Genomic DNA, 14,289 nt, shown 5'->3' with positions numbered 1-14,289 from the left:
CTCCATATCTAAGGCTTCAAGTGTAACAAAAGATAATAATGCGCATAAGCCTTCTCGGACAGCTTGTCCTCATCCTCCCAAAACTGCTCATCCTGCTCTTCGAGCGTATCGCTCTCCTCCTCTGTCAGCACCTTCGGAATGTCCCAAAGCGCTTCCAAACGCGGATCATCCTTATAAACATCGATCACCGCATAGCAGCCTGTGAGAATATCCAGCGCTTTTGGCGCTGTAATGGAATTTAAGGCACGAACGGCGTGTAAATAAGCTTCATATCCCCAGTTGCAAAAAAACTGCAGAAACCCGCCGTTATACATATCGGCTTCCAGCAGCCATAAAGCTGCAACTTCCTGCTCCGCCTCCGTTAAGGAGCCCCAATCTCCGCCAGCCTGATTTTTCTTATCCACAAATTGCATGGCAAAATCAAACCATACGTCCGAAACATTTTTCTCCACTGGACTTCCGCCTCTCCTATCCGTTTCCCCTCACCACTCCAAAAAACAATCCTCTATCAGCGCCTCAAACGAGTCTGCCAATGGCTTCATTTCCCCGTTATCGTGATAACAAATGAGAACCTGCCCAGCAGGATTAATGATAATAGGATCGCCTGAGCCATCCATCGATATGACATAACTGCTCTCCAAAACCTCGGCAAATGGGCTGCCTTCGTATTGTTCTCGAAAATCCAGCGTCAAATCGACAACCGTTTCTTTTCCTATGCTGGAGCCGTTGGAGAACGCATGTACAGCTAGACCTGCATACGCACCGCCAAACGTTTGGATAAAATGAATATAGTCCGCATGAAAGCTCACATTCAGCCGCTGCTGCGCACTTGCGATTTCTTCTTGGCTGGCAGCAATGCCAACTAACGTACTATTATCCTCCCGATGAAGGAACGCCTTTAGTCGTCCCATAAGCTTCTCATTCATATCATCCATCTCCTCCTTGCCGATAATAACTAGCTTTTAAGCCATATTAGCTTCTACCATTCCTGCTTCCTACTCACTCTGCTCTTGCTTCCTATTGTACCATCCGATTAGCGTATTCTACCAATTCTTCCTCCCATATTTGCATTGGCCATGCGTTGCTATTAATCTTATATTTGAACAGCATTCACCTTTAATTCTAATAGACAAGGAGTCTACATAATGGATAAAAAACTGCTGAAAGCGCTCAAAAAGCTGTATAAATATAACAATTCCAAATACGATCGTGAGCGCAGCATCAGCCTTTATAACACGGATATTTTGGAGCCAAGCGAGCGCGAGCTGCTTGAACATCATAAGTGGGAAGCTAATAAAATCGAGCTGCTTACCCATGACGAGCTGAACCGCAAGCTCATTGCGCTTCAATCCACCGAATCATTTTCATGGGCCAGCATTGCTGGTATTTTCGTTGCTGGTGTGGGTGGAAGCTTTCCAGCAGGCATCTCCTCTTTAATCAACTATAAACAAATGATCCATATGCAGGAGCATCCTTATGAGCAGGCAGAGCGTTTCATGTGCTGCAAATATTGCGGATTCACCAGTGACCAGTACGAGCATATTGCCTATATTCGGTACGCCGTTCATTTGGGGAATGCCTATGATTCAACAGTTGGCGCTTACGCCCATTTAACTGAGTTAGCTGAGCTGACTGCGCAGGGCCCAATTATTCCAACCGCTGAGGATATGCAAAAATTTGTCCAGCTGCTGCACCTATTAGATGAAGCAGAAGTGGGTGAAACACCCGGCAAATTGGAGAAGCGCCTTACCGCAGCGAAGCTTCTGAAAGGAACGCCCGGCATGCGACGCAGCATTTTGCAATCCCTCGCATGGGTAGGTATACTGCCCAATACAGTTCTCCTCCTCGCTCCTGACTCCTGGACGAATATCGAGGACGTTTTGAACGGCGGGCTCCAGCTAAGCAATACGAAAGGACGCTCCGATATGGAGATGCCATGGGCAGGCTGGAAGGGCGAGCTAGGCGTAGACTGGAATAAAGCGCATCAGCTGTTCGGGAAATATATTTAAGGCCAATAATATGCAAAAATATCAGGTAGCGACTAAAATATGCCGAGTAAGCAGGGGGTAAACATGCAGGTGCAACGAATAGAAAAAATGATTGCGGAGTGGGCGTCCGCAAACGCCGCTGCCATTGGTTTAGACCCGAATGCTATTCGGGCGTCATACATCTATAATCCTGGGGGCTTCGACAACTTGTCTATCCGTCTGACGGACGGCCGCACTCAGCTTCACGTCAAGCTGGCTCCACCTGACAATGCCCCGCGGCTGCGCCAGTGGGCTGGCGTCAGTGATTATCTTGCTGAGTCCTACACCGCGCCAAGCTTGGTCTATGAGATTGACCGCGAGATCGTGCCGGGATACCCCTATGGACTCGTTTTTGAATATATCGCGGATGCAATCCCGCTTATGGAAACACCGAATCCCGAGGTTGCGCTAACGGGTGTCATAGAGACCATTGCTAAGCTCCATCGCGACGAGCGTCTTCGCGAAATGCTGCCTAAGGCTGAGACTCGTACTTATGCGGAAGCATTCGAGGACGAGTACATTTCCCGTTTTACGGAGGATCTCGACGGAATTCTAAGCTTACGCGATCTGATCAGGGATTTCGTGTCGGACGAGACGATTTTGTGGTTCGGGGAAGAGATTGGGAGACTGAGGGACACCGTCCTGCGCACACCTGCATTTTTACTCCCTGCAAGCGATGTTGTTCATAACGACCTGAACAGCAACAATGTACTGACCTCCAGCAGGCATGGCTTCAGAATAATTGACTGGGATGACCTATCCGGTCAGGGCGATGCGGCGATGGACTACTCGGTACTGCTTTGGCCACTATTGCATGATCCATCTTGCCCGTTATGGAAAGAAAAGGTGCTGGCAGGAGCAGGAGCTGAGGTTATTGAACGACTGGAGCTGTATTTTCGGGCGAAGCTTCTAGATGACGTTATTGACGTGCTGGCTGACTATGTCGAGGCTGAGCAGGTGCCGGAGCATCGGGAGGAAGCTCAGCGCAAGGCCAAGGCTATCCATCTTCATGCTTACCCGCAGTATCTCGCCAAATATGGCCCCGGTTAAAGCGATTGCGCCGTGGTCAGCTTGTCCCCGCAAGAAAATAGATGTTTTCGACTCATGGCGTTCTTCCTCTGTATAAGGCTATAATATAATCGAACACAAATGTTTATATTTTGTCATCGCGGAGGGCTTATGAAGCAGCTGTTCGAACCTGTCTTTTTTCAAAATCAGCAGTCGCTTGTGTGGAATTATAATATGTACACGGACGACCACTACAAAGGTTATTACCACTGGCATCAATGCTGTGAAATCATGTACATCCACCGCGGCCAGGGGCATATTGTCGTCAACCAGCAAATGTACGATATTCGCGGAGGCATGCTGTTTTTCTTTCAGCCGTATCAGCTGCACCGCATTTATTCGGACGTATCACCGGAAAATCCGTTTCAGCGCTCGATTTTTTACATTGACCCCCATGCTGCAGAGAAGCTGCTGCTCGGTTTTCCGAATCGCAAAACGATTTTTTCGGCGTTATGGCAAGGGTCAAACGATCGCTGCGGCTTTGATCTGAGCGAGCGTGCCACGGTTATGGAATGGATGCTCCAGGCTTACGACTGCACGCAACAGCCCAGTGGTTCTATTCATCGTGAAAATGTTGAAAATATAACAATGCTGCTGCTTCAGCTCGTAAGCTGCCTGGAGCTTGGCGACAGCACCCTGCTGCCTGCCGAGCAGCATCGTTCGCTGCGCTATTCCGAGCGCATGATGAGCTGGATTGAGGACCATTACCATGAAGAAATTCATTTGGAGCAGCTTGCGGCAGCTATGCATTTGTCCAAATCGTATATTTCCAGACTGTTTCATCAGGAAACGGGAAGCCGGCTTGTCGATTATTTGACCGCTCGGCGCATTAAACAGGCTTGCCGGCTGCTGCGCACGACCGATTTGTCTGTCGAGCAAATTGGCATTGCCAGCGGTTTTCCTAATGCCTCTTATTTTAACCAGCTATTCCGCAAGGCGCTCGGAACCACTCCGCTCAAATACCGCAAAAATCAGTAGCAACCCGTACAAAGTAAACCTAAGCGGCGCCAAAGCTTTGCAGCGCAATGACAAAATATAAACATTTCTTTATATTCAATTGCAACTTTCTATGTCTCATACGGGCTATACTCAGGTCACCACATATTCAAAGTGATGGAGGCCTGTACAATGACTACAACCTATTGGCAAGAAATAATGAATCGGCTGGATGGCAAGGCTGAGCGAATGGTTCAGCAGATCGGAGCGAAATGTCCGCATTTCGCTGGCAAGGACGGGAAATTTGACGATATTGGGTCCGACTGGTGGACGACGGGCTTCTGGCCGGGGCTGCTCTGGATTATGCACGATATGACGGGCAAGCCAGAATACAAGGATGCTGCTTGGCATTGGGATGAAACGCTAGAGCAATGGTTTATTAAGCCGACGGTTGAGCTGCATCATGATGTTGGCTTTCAGTTTTTGCCGACTGCGGTGATTAAGCATACGCTCACGGGCGATGAGGATGCTTTGCGCCGAGGAATCGAAGCGGCGAACTTCCTCGCTGCCCGCTACAACCCGGTTGGCAAATTCATCCGTGCCTGGAATGAGGACAAATATGGCTGGGTCATTATCGACTGCATGCTGAACATCTCCCTCTTGTTCTGGGCGAGCAAGGTGACCGGAGATCCGCGCTACAAGCATATTGCGATCAGCCACGCGGAGACGACGCTGCAATACGGCATCCGTCCAGACGGCTCAACGAAGCATATTATTTCCTTCGATGCTGAAACTGGCGCCTACCTCGAAAACTTTGGCGGTCAAGGCTATTCGCCGGAATCGTCGTGGAGCCGCGGCACCGCTTGGGGGCTGTACGGCTTTACGAATACGTATCGCCATACCGGAGATGAGCGTTTTCTTGATGCGGCGAAGCGGATCGCCCATTACTTTATCTCGGGTCTGCCGGATGATCAGGTGCCGTATTGGGATTTCCGTCTCGGAGACGATGAGCGTCTGTTCCGGGATAGCTCAGCAGCAAGCATCGCTGCGTCTGGCCTGCTGGAGCTGGCGGAGCTTGTGGCCCCCGGCGAGAAAAGCTTGTATGCGAATGCCGCGGAGCGGATTTTGCGTTCGCTGACGGAAAATTATGCGACATGGGAGCAGCCGGAGCATGAGGCGATTTTGCTGCATGGCACGGGCAGCGGCACCAGCTTTATCGATGTATCGCTCATCTATGGCGATTATTATTATGTCGAAGCGATTGCCAAGCTGAATGGCTGGAAGCACCGCATTTTTTAACGGCTGGCAGCCCTCCCCCAAAAAACGATTTGAATGAATCAAAAAGAATGCCCTCCGGACCTTCATTGCAACGCCCACAAGGGCTTTGCAATGAGCTTCCAGAGGGCATCTTACTTAATTAGGAGCGACATTGAGAACAGGTGCGCCGGGTTTAACGCTAGCTGTTAAATAGTGTCGTCATTTCCGCAGCGCTTAGCGCTCGATTGTATATACGGAAATCGTCGAGTCCCCCATTTAAATACGGGTCTCCCGTATATTGCGAACGGCCCAAATAGTTAAGCGTCGTGTTGCCAAGACTGGAAGGCTTAAGCGTCATATTCGCATTGGTGCCAACGAGGACGCCATCTACATATAGACTTGCCGTATTGCCCGAGAGGGTAACTCCGACATGCTTCCATACCCCTGTAGGGAATGCCGTCGTCGTTGAAATTCGCTGTTCCCCTCCGCTGCCGCTATTCGTAATGGCAAATCTTAAGCCTGCACCGCCTGGACTTGGCGTTAAGAACATGTTGGCCGTTGTTCCTGTGCCAAAATCAAAAATTCGCGTCCAATCGGATACCGAATTCAGCTTCACCCAAGTCGCAATCGTAAAATCATTCAAGCTGCTTACGATGCCGGCTGGCAAGCTGCCGTAGCCAGTGGTACCGTTAAAATTGACCGCGCCCGACGCATGCCCTGCGGCCCAAGTGATGCCGCCGCTCAGCGTGGCTGTTTTTCCATTGCCTGATGCATCAGCGGCCGAAGCTCCGCTTGTTTCATTGAATAAATATTGGGCCACGACATCGCTGACTGTCCCGCCTCCGCCTAAATTAATCGTAAACGATTTGGTGACAGGCGTGCTTTGCGCGTCATAATCCCTCAACTGAACGGTGAACGTATAGCTGCCTTGCGGCGCATTATTGTCAATCGTTCCAGTTAAAGTGCCTTTGAAGCGATCTAACGTCAGTCCTGGCGGCAGCGAACCGCTCGTTACATTCCAATCATAGAATGGCACACCGCCCTTGGCAGTAAGCTGCTGCGAATAAGCAGCACCCTTCGTTCCGCTTGGCAGCGAGGTTGTTACGATGGACGGCGCTACGAACGGCGACAGGTTTTTATTCAGCTTCCAGCCCGCATTTTCAGCGATCAAGAGGCTCAGCTTCGTCATCATCCAGCGCTGGGAAGGAAACTTGTGGTTTCTGCCTCCGCTTTGGCCGCTGATTCGATCCCAATAAAGGGAATTGGCATCCGAAATATGATAGCTGGAATCTAGCGGAACCGCGTTCCCTTGATATGCGATGACTTCTGCATCATTGCTGCCGCCGGCGCTATGGTAATTCACCATGCCGTTCCAGCTGCTGTGGAAGGCAACCGCATGGCCAAATTCATGAGCGATTAAGCCTAATACATCGGTCTGGCAGTTTGAGGTACAAGCAGATCCCGGCATTTGAGCCAAATAATACTCTTCATCATTCAAAGAGGAGAACGGTGTAAACCCTGAGTAAAAGTCCAAAATCAGTCCATATGAGCGGTGAATCGGACCTTGAACCCCTGCCCGCTTGTGGAACTTGCCGTTATCTGCAGGATAGCCCGTAGAATATGGATCATTTAAGCCGCGCAGAAACACCCATACGCCGTTGTAGGCGGCATTGTTGGTAGCCGTAATGGGATTCAGCCAGTTGTCGCCCGGAATTGAAATATTTTCAGCTCCTGCAGCTACTGTGTCATAAGGCGTCTCATCAAAGAAATAAAACCAGTCCTTGATGCCCTGCTCCGTGGCAGCCTTCACCCCTGCATCGGCAAATATGCCCGTAATCGTATCAAAACGATAATCAAAGTTAATAGGCAGCGACGGTTCTGCATTATCATCCTGATCCAGCACCCGAATCGGAATCGTCTGCGTGCTCTGGGTATTATTGTTTTGGATGACCTGCATGCTCAGCGTATAATTTTCGATTTCATTCGGCCCGCCAATACGATCGGGGTGAATCTCTAATTCAAAGTCTAGCTGCTGGGATGCATTAGTAAAAGTTAACGTTTTGGCCGAGCCCGTCGCCGATAGCGTACTCGGCTTATTCATCATCAGCCGGGTCGTTCCCTGTGTACGCAGGTTAATCGTAACGGGGAAAACAGCGCTCGATGGCGGCTTAACCGTGAGCTTAACAGAAGGATTCGCAAGATATCCCTGCCAATCGACCAAGTCAATGCCGTTGTCATTAACGGTCCGCCCGAATATATCCACTACTTCCGCAAAATTGGCTGCCGCATACACCGGTTTTTGCGGAATCGTGCCTATTACGCCTAACAGCAAGGCCAAACAAACAACTGCTGACATCATTTTTTTAACGGATATGCGGTTCGTACCTCTTTTCAACATCGCCAAGCCTCCCTTTTATTTGTGGATTGCCTGCCTTCTGTGTATAATCCAGCCTAATCTGTTTCTGTCACGCGAATGACCTTCCACTGCTCAATGCCCGTTGAAGTTGTTGGCTTTGCTTTCATCGTTAGCCGAATTTTGGTCGTCGTCACCGGATCAAAGGCGGTCACATTATACTGGTCCGGCAAAACGCCATATGCAGACGGATTGGACACATGCGCCCAATTCGTCCCATCCCAATATTGGATGTAGAACGACTCCGGCAAATCAATGCCGTCATTATCATCAAACCAATACACTTCACTTGATGATAGGGTAAAAGGCTGGTCAAAATCATACTGCACCCATTGCTCGGTTCCGTGCGTGTCCCAGTTGCCATATACCGGATGGCCTCGGTCTGCGGAGCTCTCCGGTTCGTACTCGTCATTCAGCCCTACCAAGCTCTCCCATGGCGAGACGTAGGAAGTCGTAATGCTTCCTTCAATCGCCACATTAGGGTTTGCGGGCTCTGGCGGATCAACAACTGGAGGCACTGGCTCATCTGCTGCAAGACTGGCAATCTCAGCGGCAGACAAAGCGCGATTATAAAGCTTGATCTCATCCAAAATGCCATTCCAATACCGTTCATCGCTTTGAGACTTGCCAATGTAATGGTGCTCGCCCTTTAAAAGGGATTCGATCGCTCCCAGGGTCAAATTAGAGGTCCTCGCTACTTCCGTCCCATTTACATAAAGGACCGCCGTATTACCCGATGCTGTCACCGCCACATGCTGCCATTTTCCAGAGGTTATGCCGTCCCCTGAGATGATTGCTTCCTCCTTGCCCCCTTTTCTCGAAACCTTAAAGCTAAAGGCGCCTTGGGAATCTGTGGATAGTGCCATATACTTCGCATCCGATGTGCCAAAATCAAAAATCCGCGAGCTCGTGTCATAGACCGAATTCGTCACGCCAACTGAGCTTCGAGAATAGACGCTATCCGTCACATTCACCCATGAAGAGAACGAGAACGCTTTTGCTTTTTTTAGCATGTCACGTGGCAGATCAACATAATTGGAAGCCCCATTTAAGGCTATCCCACCCCCTCTCGCCCCATCTGTTCTGCTTGCATGCAAGGTCGAGACATCGTGCCCCGCTCCCGAATAATCTAGGGCGATCTCCCCGTCTGCTTCATCAAACAAATAGCTTCCTAAAAGCTCGCCTTGGCCCACATTTAATGTGAATGTCTTTTGAACGGGGGTTCCAAGCTCATCGTAATCGCGAAGCTGTACCGTAAACGAATAGCTTCCTTCTGCTTGCCCAGACACTTTTCCCGCGATTTTGCCGGTGAAGCGGTCCAAGGTCAGCCCTTGAGGCAGCGAGCCATCTACAATCGTCCAATCGTAAAAAGGAACGCCGCCCTCCGCCTGCAGCTGCAGCTCGTAATTTTTCCCCTGCTTCGCATTTGGAATCGGCATGTTTTTAATGGATGGGCTCAGGAATGGAGTCAGCTTATCGTTCAGCTTCCATCCTGCTTTTTCTGCAATCAGCAGCGTCAGCTTCGTCAGCATCCAGCGCTTATTGTGAAAAAGATGCGTCCGTCCGCCATTTTGACCGCTGATCCGGTCCCAATAAGGCTCCTCTCCCGGAATATGATAGGTGCCGTCGAGCGGAACGGGCCCGCCTTGATAGGCGACGATATTGTCTGCCGTGCCCCCGCTTCGCTTATAAGCAGCTACCCCTTTCCAGTTGCCGGAAAATACGAGCGCATGGCCAAACTCATGCATAATGAGGCCATACACATCGGTAGACGTATTGGACATTTCCGTGAGGTACCACTCCTCATCATCCATAGAGGTAAATGGCGTCGCCGTATCGTAAAAATCAAGAATCGTCATTAATGAACGATGAAGCTTATCCGGAATCGTAATGCCGCCGCGCTTATGATATTTTCCATTGTCCGTCGGAGCGCCTGTTGAATAAGGGCCACTCAGCCCTCTTAGAAAAATCCACATCCCGTTGAATGGCTCATCATTCGTTACTTCAATATGGCCGTCAAAGTTATCTTCGGGAAGCATGCTTACTTCGGAGTTTGCAGGAACGGTATCAAATGGCTCCATATCAAAAAAATAAAACCAATCCTTAATGGCCTGCTCGCCCGCCTCGCGGATAGCAGGATCACTAAAATAAGGCTGTATCGTATCGAATCGGTAATCGAATTTTAAAGGAAGCTCGGGCTCCTTCTCGTCATCCTGATCCAATACGCGAATAGGCGTCGTCTGCGAGCGAACGGCTCCTAGCGCATCGGTAATCGTCAGCTCAAGCGTATAATGCTCGATTTCGCCATTGCCGCCTATTCGATCCGGATGAATTTCCAGCAAAAACGGTTTGTGTTCGCCAGCAGTATCAAAGGCCAGCGTTTTTTGGGCACCTGTTGCGCTGAGTGTACTTGGCCGGTCCATCATCAAGCGTGAGGTGCCTTTAGCTTTAATGTCTATGGTGAGCGGATAAGCAGCATCGGCAGGCGGAATGACGTTCAACTTTACATAGGGGTTGGCAATATAGCCTTGCCAGTCAACCAGCTCCACACCGTAATGATTGACGGTTCTGCCAAAAATATCTTCAAGCTTCGCTTCGTCGCTCGTTGGTTCCGGCTGAACAGGCTTAGGCTTCGCAGCAGCGGGCATAGCAAAAAGCGAAACGAATAACATACAGCAAATGACGAAAGAAATCCCTTTTTTCATCAACAAGCCTCCCTCTACTTCCGCGTATTAGCTTTCCCGAATCCATACCGCCATTTCTCCTTCGCCACGATTCGCCCAAGCATAATAAGGGATAGCCCGAATGCTGCAGGCATGCTCCCCTCGCTTGCGGGATTCATATAGCCTTTGGCTGCTGCCCGGCTGTTCGCCTCGCACGGCCTGCCCTTCAATGACGACGACACCGCCAAGCAGATCCGGCATAAAATGCGCAGCAAGCGCCGCTTGCTCCGGCAGCGCGATATGCGATAAGGCCGCCCCGTTATCCGCTTCCTCCAAGCAATAAACGACAGGCCCCCGCTGCAAGGCCACCTTGCCTGCGTTCGCACGAACAAGAGGATGCGCATATAGGCGCTTAATGGCCATCGGAAATTTCAGCGCAATTTGATCTCCCTCCTGCCAGATACGGTTTATCGCAGCATAACCTTTGTGGAATTGCAGCGAGTCTGGCGATATCGCTTGACCATTTACATTCATTTCTGCTCCCTCGCACCAATCCGGGATGCGAACGGCGATCGTAAACGCTTCGTCACGCTCAGGCGTCACGTTAATGGCGACCGTCTCTTCCCATGGGAAATTAGCTTGCAGGGAAAGGCTTACGTTTTGCCCGGCAACCTTTAGCGTAGTCTCGCTGCCGATATATTGATGGACATAAACCGCATGCTCGTTTTGGGAATAAATATAAGAGCCGAGCGAGGCGATAAGACGGGCCAGATTGGGCGGGCAGCAAGCACAGCCGAACCATTTTTGCCGGGCGGTCTTTACATGCCGTTTATCTGTACGTTTGCAGGCGGCAGGCCACACCTCCAGCGGATTGACGTAGAAAAAGCTTTTGCCATCCAGCCCCATGCCGCTAATGGTTCCGTTATACAATGCACGCTCAATGACGTTTGCATATTTGCTGTCTGGATCAAGATGGAGCATGCTCTGTGCCCAGAAAACAAGGCCGATAGAAGCGCAAGTCTCGGTGTAAGCGGTATCGTTAGGCAAATCATAGTCGAATGAAAAAGCTTCCCCGTCGTGATTCGAGCCAATGCCTCCCGTTACATACATCTGCTTTTGCGTCACGTTTTCCCATAACCTCTTGCAGCTTTCAAGCAGCTCTGTATCATTCGTCGCGCCAGCCAAATCCGCCATGCCGGTATACATATATACCGCCCGCACGGCGTGCCCTGTCGCCACCAGCTGCTCCCGAACAGGCAGGTGGGCTTGATTGTACTCATAATTGTTTTTATATAACGAATAGTAGCCTTCTCGCAGCAGCGCTTCCCGTCCCCGTTTCTCAGCCCGCTTCTCTGCTTCAAGCTTGAAATAATGAGGCTCCTGGCCGCGCTCGTCAATAAAAAATCGGCATAGCTTTAAATATCGCTCCTGCCCCGTTGCGCTATAAAGCTTCATTAAGGCAAGCTCTATTTCCTGATGTCCGGGATAGCCGCGCAGCTTGCCCTGCTCTTCGCCATACACCGAATCGATATGATCCGCCAGCTTGCAGGCGATATCCAGCAGCTTGCGCTTGCCCGTCGTCTCATAATAAGCAATAGCTGCTTCAATCAGATGGCCTGCGCAGTAGGTTTCATGATTATCGCGTTCATTCGTCCAGCGCTGGTCCTGATTATGAATCGTAAAATAAGTATTAAGATAGCCGTCCGGCTGCTGGGCTTTCCCTAGCAACTCTATCGTTTCATCCGCAAGCTTTTCCAGCTCCGCATTTGGATCGGCTTGCAAGCTGTAAGCGACAGCCTCTAGCCATTTGGTTACATCGCTATCTTGAAAAACATAACCGTAAAACGCTCCTTCCGCTTCGCCAGCCGCTATGCGGTAATTTTGCAGCGCATGGCTGGGAGAAGCGCCCTCAACCCGGTCATTGATGGCCTCCCATTGATAGGGAATGACCTCATCACGAACGAGGCTTCTATAATGGGACCAAAAGGGATCATGAATTTTGACCGACTTATATGAAACCTTTCGCCATTTTTCTGTGTTTTCAGTTATTTTCAACATTGCCACAGCCTTTCGTCCACATTTTGTAGACTTGCTCTCTCGCCTTTGGAATGCCCGGATGAAATTGAATTAAAGCGGAAGCCCGCACTTGCTGAACCTTCTGCTTCGCCTCTGCTAGTTTGGTAGCGCTTTGCTCGCCAAGCAGCCCAACATCTCTGCAAATGGAAGTGGCTGCAAGCTGTCCCTGGGCCATCGCTACAAGCGCACTTTCGACACCGGTAATATTGCCGGCTACATACAGCCCTGCCATAGGCGTCTGCATCGCTTCGCTATGAAGCGGAATATGGCCGCCGAGCTCTTTCATATAAACAAATGGACAGCCGGCCACCGAAGCTAGCTCAGCTAATGGATATAATCCGCCCGCAAGAGCGACGAAATCAACCGCTTCCTCCCGCTCGCTTCCGGCAATCGTTTCACCGCATCCATTTACGTCGGCAAGCGTCACGGATTCCACCTGATCTTTGCCATTGATAGCTACAGCCGTTGTCCGCAGCTTTAAGGGAATATCCCACAGCTTGATCCCTCTTCGCGGAAAAAAATGGGATACTACCCCCGCCATTTTTAGCGAATGGGCAGCTCGGCCTCCCATTCTCATAAACGCGGACGGGGCTAAATGGGACAAGCTGAGCAGCTTTTCTACATTTTCTTTAGGCAAAGCGTCTGTTCCAGAAAGCGGGCTTTGCGAAGGCAGCACGATGGCTGCAATGGATACCCCGCTTATAGACAGCTCACGAGCGATTGCCATCGCTAGCACGTTAACCCCGATAATAAGGCCGCGACGTCCGGGTTTAACGAAATGTACGTTAGCCATAACCTGCGCCGCGCCAATGGACATGACGCCAGGCAGTGTCCACCCGGGAGACGGCTGCGGAATTTCGGCACCGCCCGTTGCCAGCAATACGTTAGCTGCCGTGATGGAACCGTCTGACGTTCTAATCACCCAATGCTGATCGTTTTTCCACATGCCGTGAACCGATACGCCGCAGCGGATATGAACACCTAATGCGCAGCACTGCTCGATGAGATGATGGGCAACCTGCTTCCCTATCCACCAGTGGCCCTTCTCTTCATGAAACTGGCCGAGCATGCGTCCGCCGGGTTCGGGAAATTCATCCAATATGGTGACGGCTAGGCCGTGTTCGGCAGCTACAACAGCTGCCGACAAGCCAGCTGGCCCAGCACCGACAATAATGAGATCAGGCTCTCTCTCCTTCGTCATAGCAGCTTCCTCCCTGTTATTTCGTTTGGAAGCTGCAGCCCTTCAGCTATACACATTCCTTCTTCAAGCGGAGTAAGACAGGAACGTACCATTCCTTTTCCTGCTACGCTCAGCCGGCATTCCATGCAATGGCCAATGGCACAATAAAGCCCGCGAGCATGCCCCGATTCCTCATGCCTGCGCAGCGTGCGAATATCTGCTGCGAGCAGTGCCGCCGCTATTGGCTCTCCCTTTAGCCCTGTCATTGGCTTCCCATTAAAGGAAAAGGCAACACGTTCACGCGGCGTCTGCCAACGGCCGAGTAACGGATGGTTCTCAATCCTTTCCATTACGCTTCATCCTTTGCTAGCTGGCCAAACGTTATAGGCCGAATAGGCGGACGGTACGATAATAATTCAGCGTCTCGAGGACCATCTGGATTTTTCACATGAATCCATGTTTCTACAAGGGCTCGGCAAACCCGTCCCTGGCAAGCGCCCATCGTAGCCCTTGTTTTCATCTTCAATTGACGTGAAGTGCAGCTTCCAGACGCATAAGCTTCTTCCAATTGCTCCATGGTCACTTCTTCACAGCGGCAAACGACTAAGGATGGATGCTTCATCGCAAAAGCCCCCCAAGCGTAAACGGCTTTCGACGTCCTCTGGCGGC

General features: G+C 50.7%; 12 protein-coding genes. 4 read left to right on the top strand and 8 right to left on the bottom strand.

All coding sequences use genetic code 11. The annotated features are described in order from the left end of the window. Nucleotides 1-8 precede the first annotated feature (8 nt). Both AC50Y5_RS27975 and AC50Y5_RS27970 read right to left on the bottom strand, forming a co-directional pair. Entirely contained in the window at nucleotides 9-452 is a 444-nt protein-coding gene (locus AC50Y5_RS27975) for a DMP19 family protein (protein WP_494864558.1), read from the bottom strand. 30 nt (nucleotides 453-482) lie between these two features. Beyond that, nucleotides 483-926 carry an SMI1/KNR4 family protein gene (locus tag AC50Y5_RS27970; RefSeq protein ID WP_056028326.1) on the bottom strand — a complete coding sequence of 148 codons (444 nt, stop codon included), beginning with the start codon at nucleotides 924-926 and terminating at the stop codon, nucleotides 483-485. Nucleotides 927-1,145: 219 nt separating this feature from the next. On the opposite strand from AC50Y5_RS27970, the gene AC50Y5_RS27965 reads away from it, so the two are divergent. The 4 genes from AC50Y5_RS27965 to AC50Y5_RS27950 all read left to right on the top strand — a co-directional run bounded on the left by AC50Y5_RS27965 (nucleotide 1,146) and on the right by AC50Y5_RS27950 (nucleotide 5,330). Then, the gene (locus AC50Y5_RS27965) at nucleotides 1,146-2,009 is read left to right on the top strand and encodes a hypothetical protein (RefSeq protein ID WP_494864555.1); all 864 of its coding nucleotides are present in this window, start codon (nucleotides 1,146-1,148) and stop codon (nucleotides 2,007-2,009) included. 63 nt (nucleotides 2,010-2,072) lie between these two features. Next, the gene (locus AC50Y5_RS27960) at nucleotides 2,073-3,077 is read left to right on the top strand and encodes an aminoglycoside phosphotransferase family protein (protein WP_494864553.1); all 1,005 of its coding nucleotides are present in this window, start codon (nucleotides 2,073-2,075) and stop codon (nucleotides 3,075-3,077) included. Nucleotides 3,078-3,206: 129 nt separating this feature from the next. Beyond that, nucleotides 3,207-4,073, top strand: a complete 867-nt coding sequence (locus tag AC50Y5_RS27955) for a helix-turn-helix domain-containing protein (protein WP_494864551.1) — start codon at nucleotides 3,207-3,209, stop codon at nucleotides 4,071-4,073. A gap of 150 nt (nucleotides 4,074-4,223) precedes the next feature. Further along, the gene (locus tag AC50Y5_RS27950) at nucleotides 4,224-5,330 is read left to right on the top strand and encodes a glycoside hydrolase family 88 protein (protein WP_494864549.1); all 1,107 of its coding nucleotides are present in this window, start codon (nucleotides 4,224-4,226) and stop codon (nucleotides 5,328-5,330) included. A 157-nt stretch (nucleotides 5,331-5,487) separates the two neighbouring features. Here AC50Y5_RS27950 and AC50Y5_RS27945 read toward each other — a convergent pair whose 3' ends face one another. The 6 genes from AC50Y5_RS27945 to AC50Y5_RS27920 are packed head-to-tail and all read right to left on the bottom strand — an operon-like array spanning nucleotide 5,488 to nucleotide 14,242. Beyond that, complete coding sequence (locus tag AC50Y5_RS27945) at nucleotides 5,488-7,686, bottom strand: LamG-like jellyroll fold domain-containing protein (RefSeq protein WP_494864547.1); 2,199 nt, start codon at nucleotides 7,684-7,686, stop codon at nucleotides 5,488-5,490. Nucleotides 7,687-7,739: 53 nt separating this feature from the next. Then, entirely contained in the window at nucleotides 7,740-10,406 is a 2,667-nt protein-coding gene (locus AC50Y5_RS27940) for a LamG-like jellyroll fold domain-containing protein (protein WP_494864545.1), read from the bottom strand. Between the two features lie 27 nt (nucleotides 10,407-10,433). Further along, complete coding sequence (locus tag AC50Y5_RS27935) at nucleotides 10,434-12,422, bottom strand: glycoside hydrolase family 127 protein (protein ID WP_494864543.1); 1,989 nt, start codon at nucleotides 12,420-12,422, stop codon at nucleotides 10,434-10,436. After that, on the bottom strand, nucleotides 12,406-13,641 hold the full coding sequence (locus tag AC50Y5_RS27930; protein WP_494864541.1) for an NAD(P)/FAD-dependent oxidoreductase: 1,236 nt from the start codon (nucleotides 13,639-13,641) through the stop codon (nucleotides 12,406-12,408). Before AC50Y5_RS27930 ends, AC50Y5_RS27935 begins: the two co-directional genes overlap by 17 nt. Beyond that, a complete protein-coding gene (locus AC50Y5_RS27925) occupies nucleotides 13,638-13,970 on the bottom strand; it encodes a (2Fe-2S)-binding protein (RefSeq protein ID WP_494864539.1) in 333 nt (110 codons plus the stop codon). The genes AC50Y5_RS27930 and AC50Y5_RS27925 overlap by 4 nt, the downstream gene beginning before the upstream one ends. Continuing rightward, nucleotides 13,970-14,242 (bottom strand): (2Fe-2S)-binding protein, encoded by a 273-nt coding sequence (locus tag AC50Y5_RS27920; RefSeq protein ID WP_099520054.1) that lies wholly within the window; start codon nucleotides 14,240-14,242, stop codon nucleotides 13,970-13,972. The genes AC50Y5_RS27925 and AC50Y5_RS27920 overlap by 1 nt, the downstream gene beginning before the upstream one ends. Nucleotides 14,243-14,289 lie beyond the last annotated feature (47 nt).

It is taken from the genome of Paenibacillus sp. JT22N7, from assembly GCF_059383875.1.
Note: the sequence above shows the minus strand (reverse complement) of the source record. Positions and strands in the feature narration are given on the sequence as shown.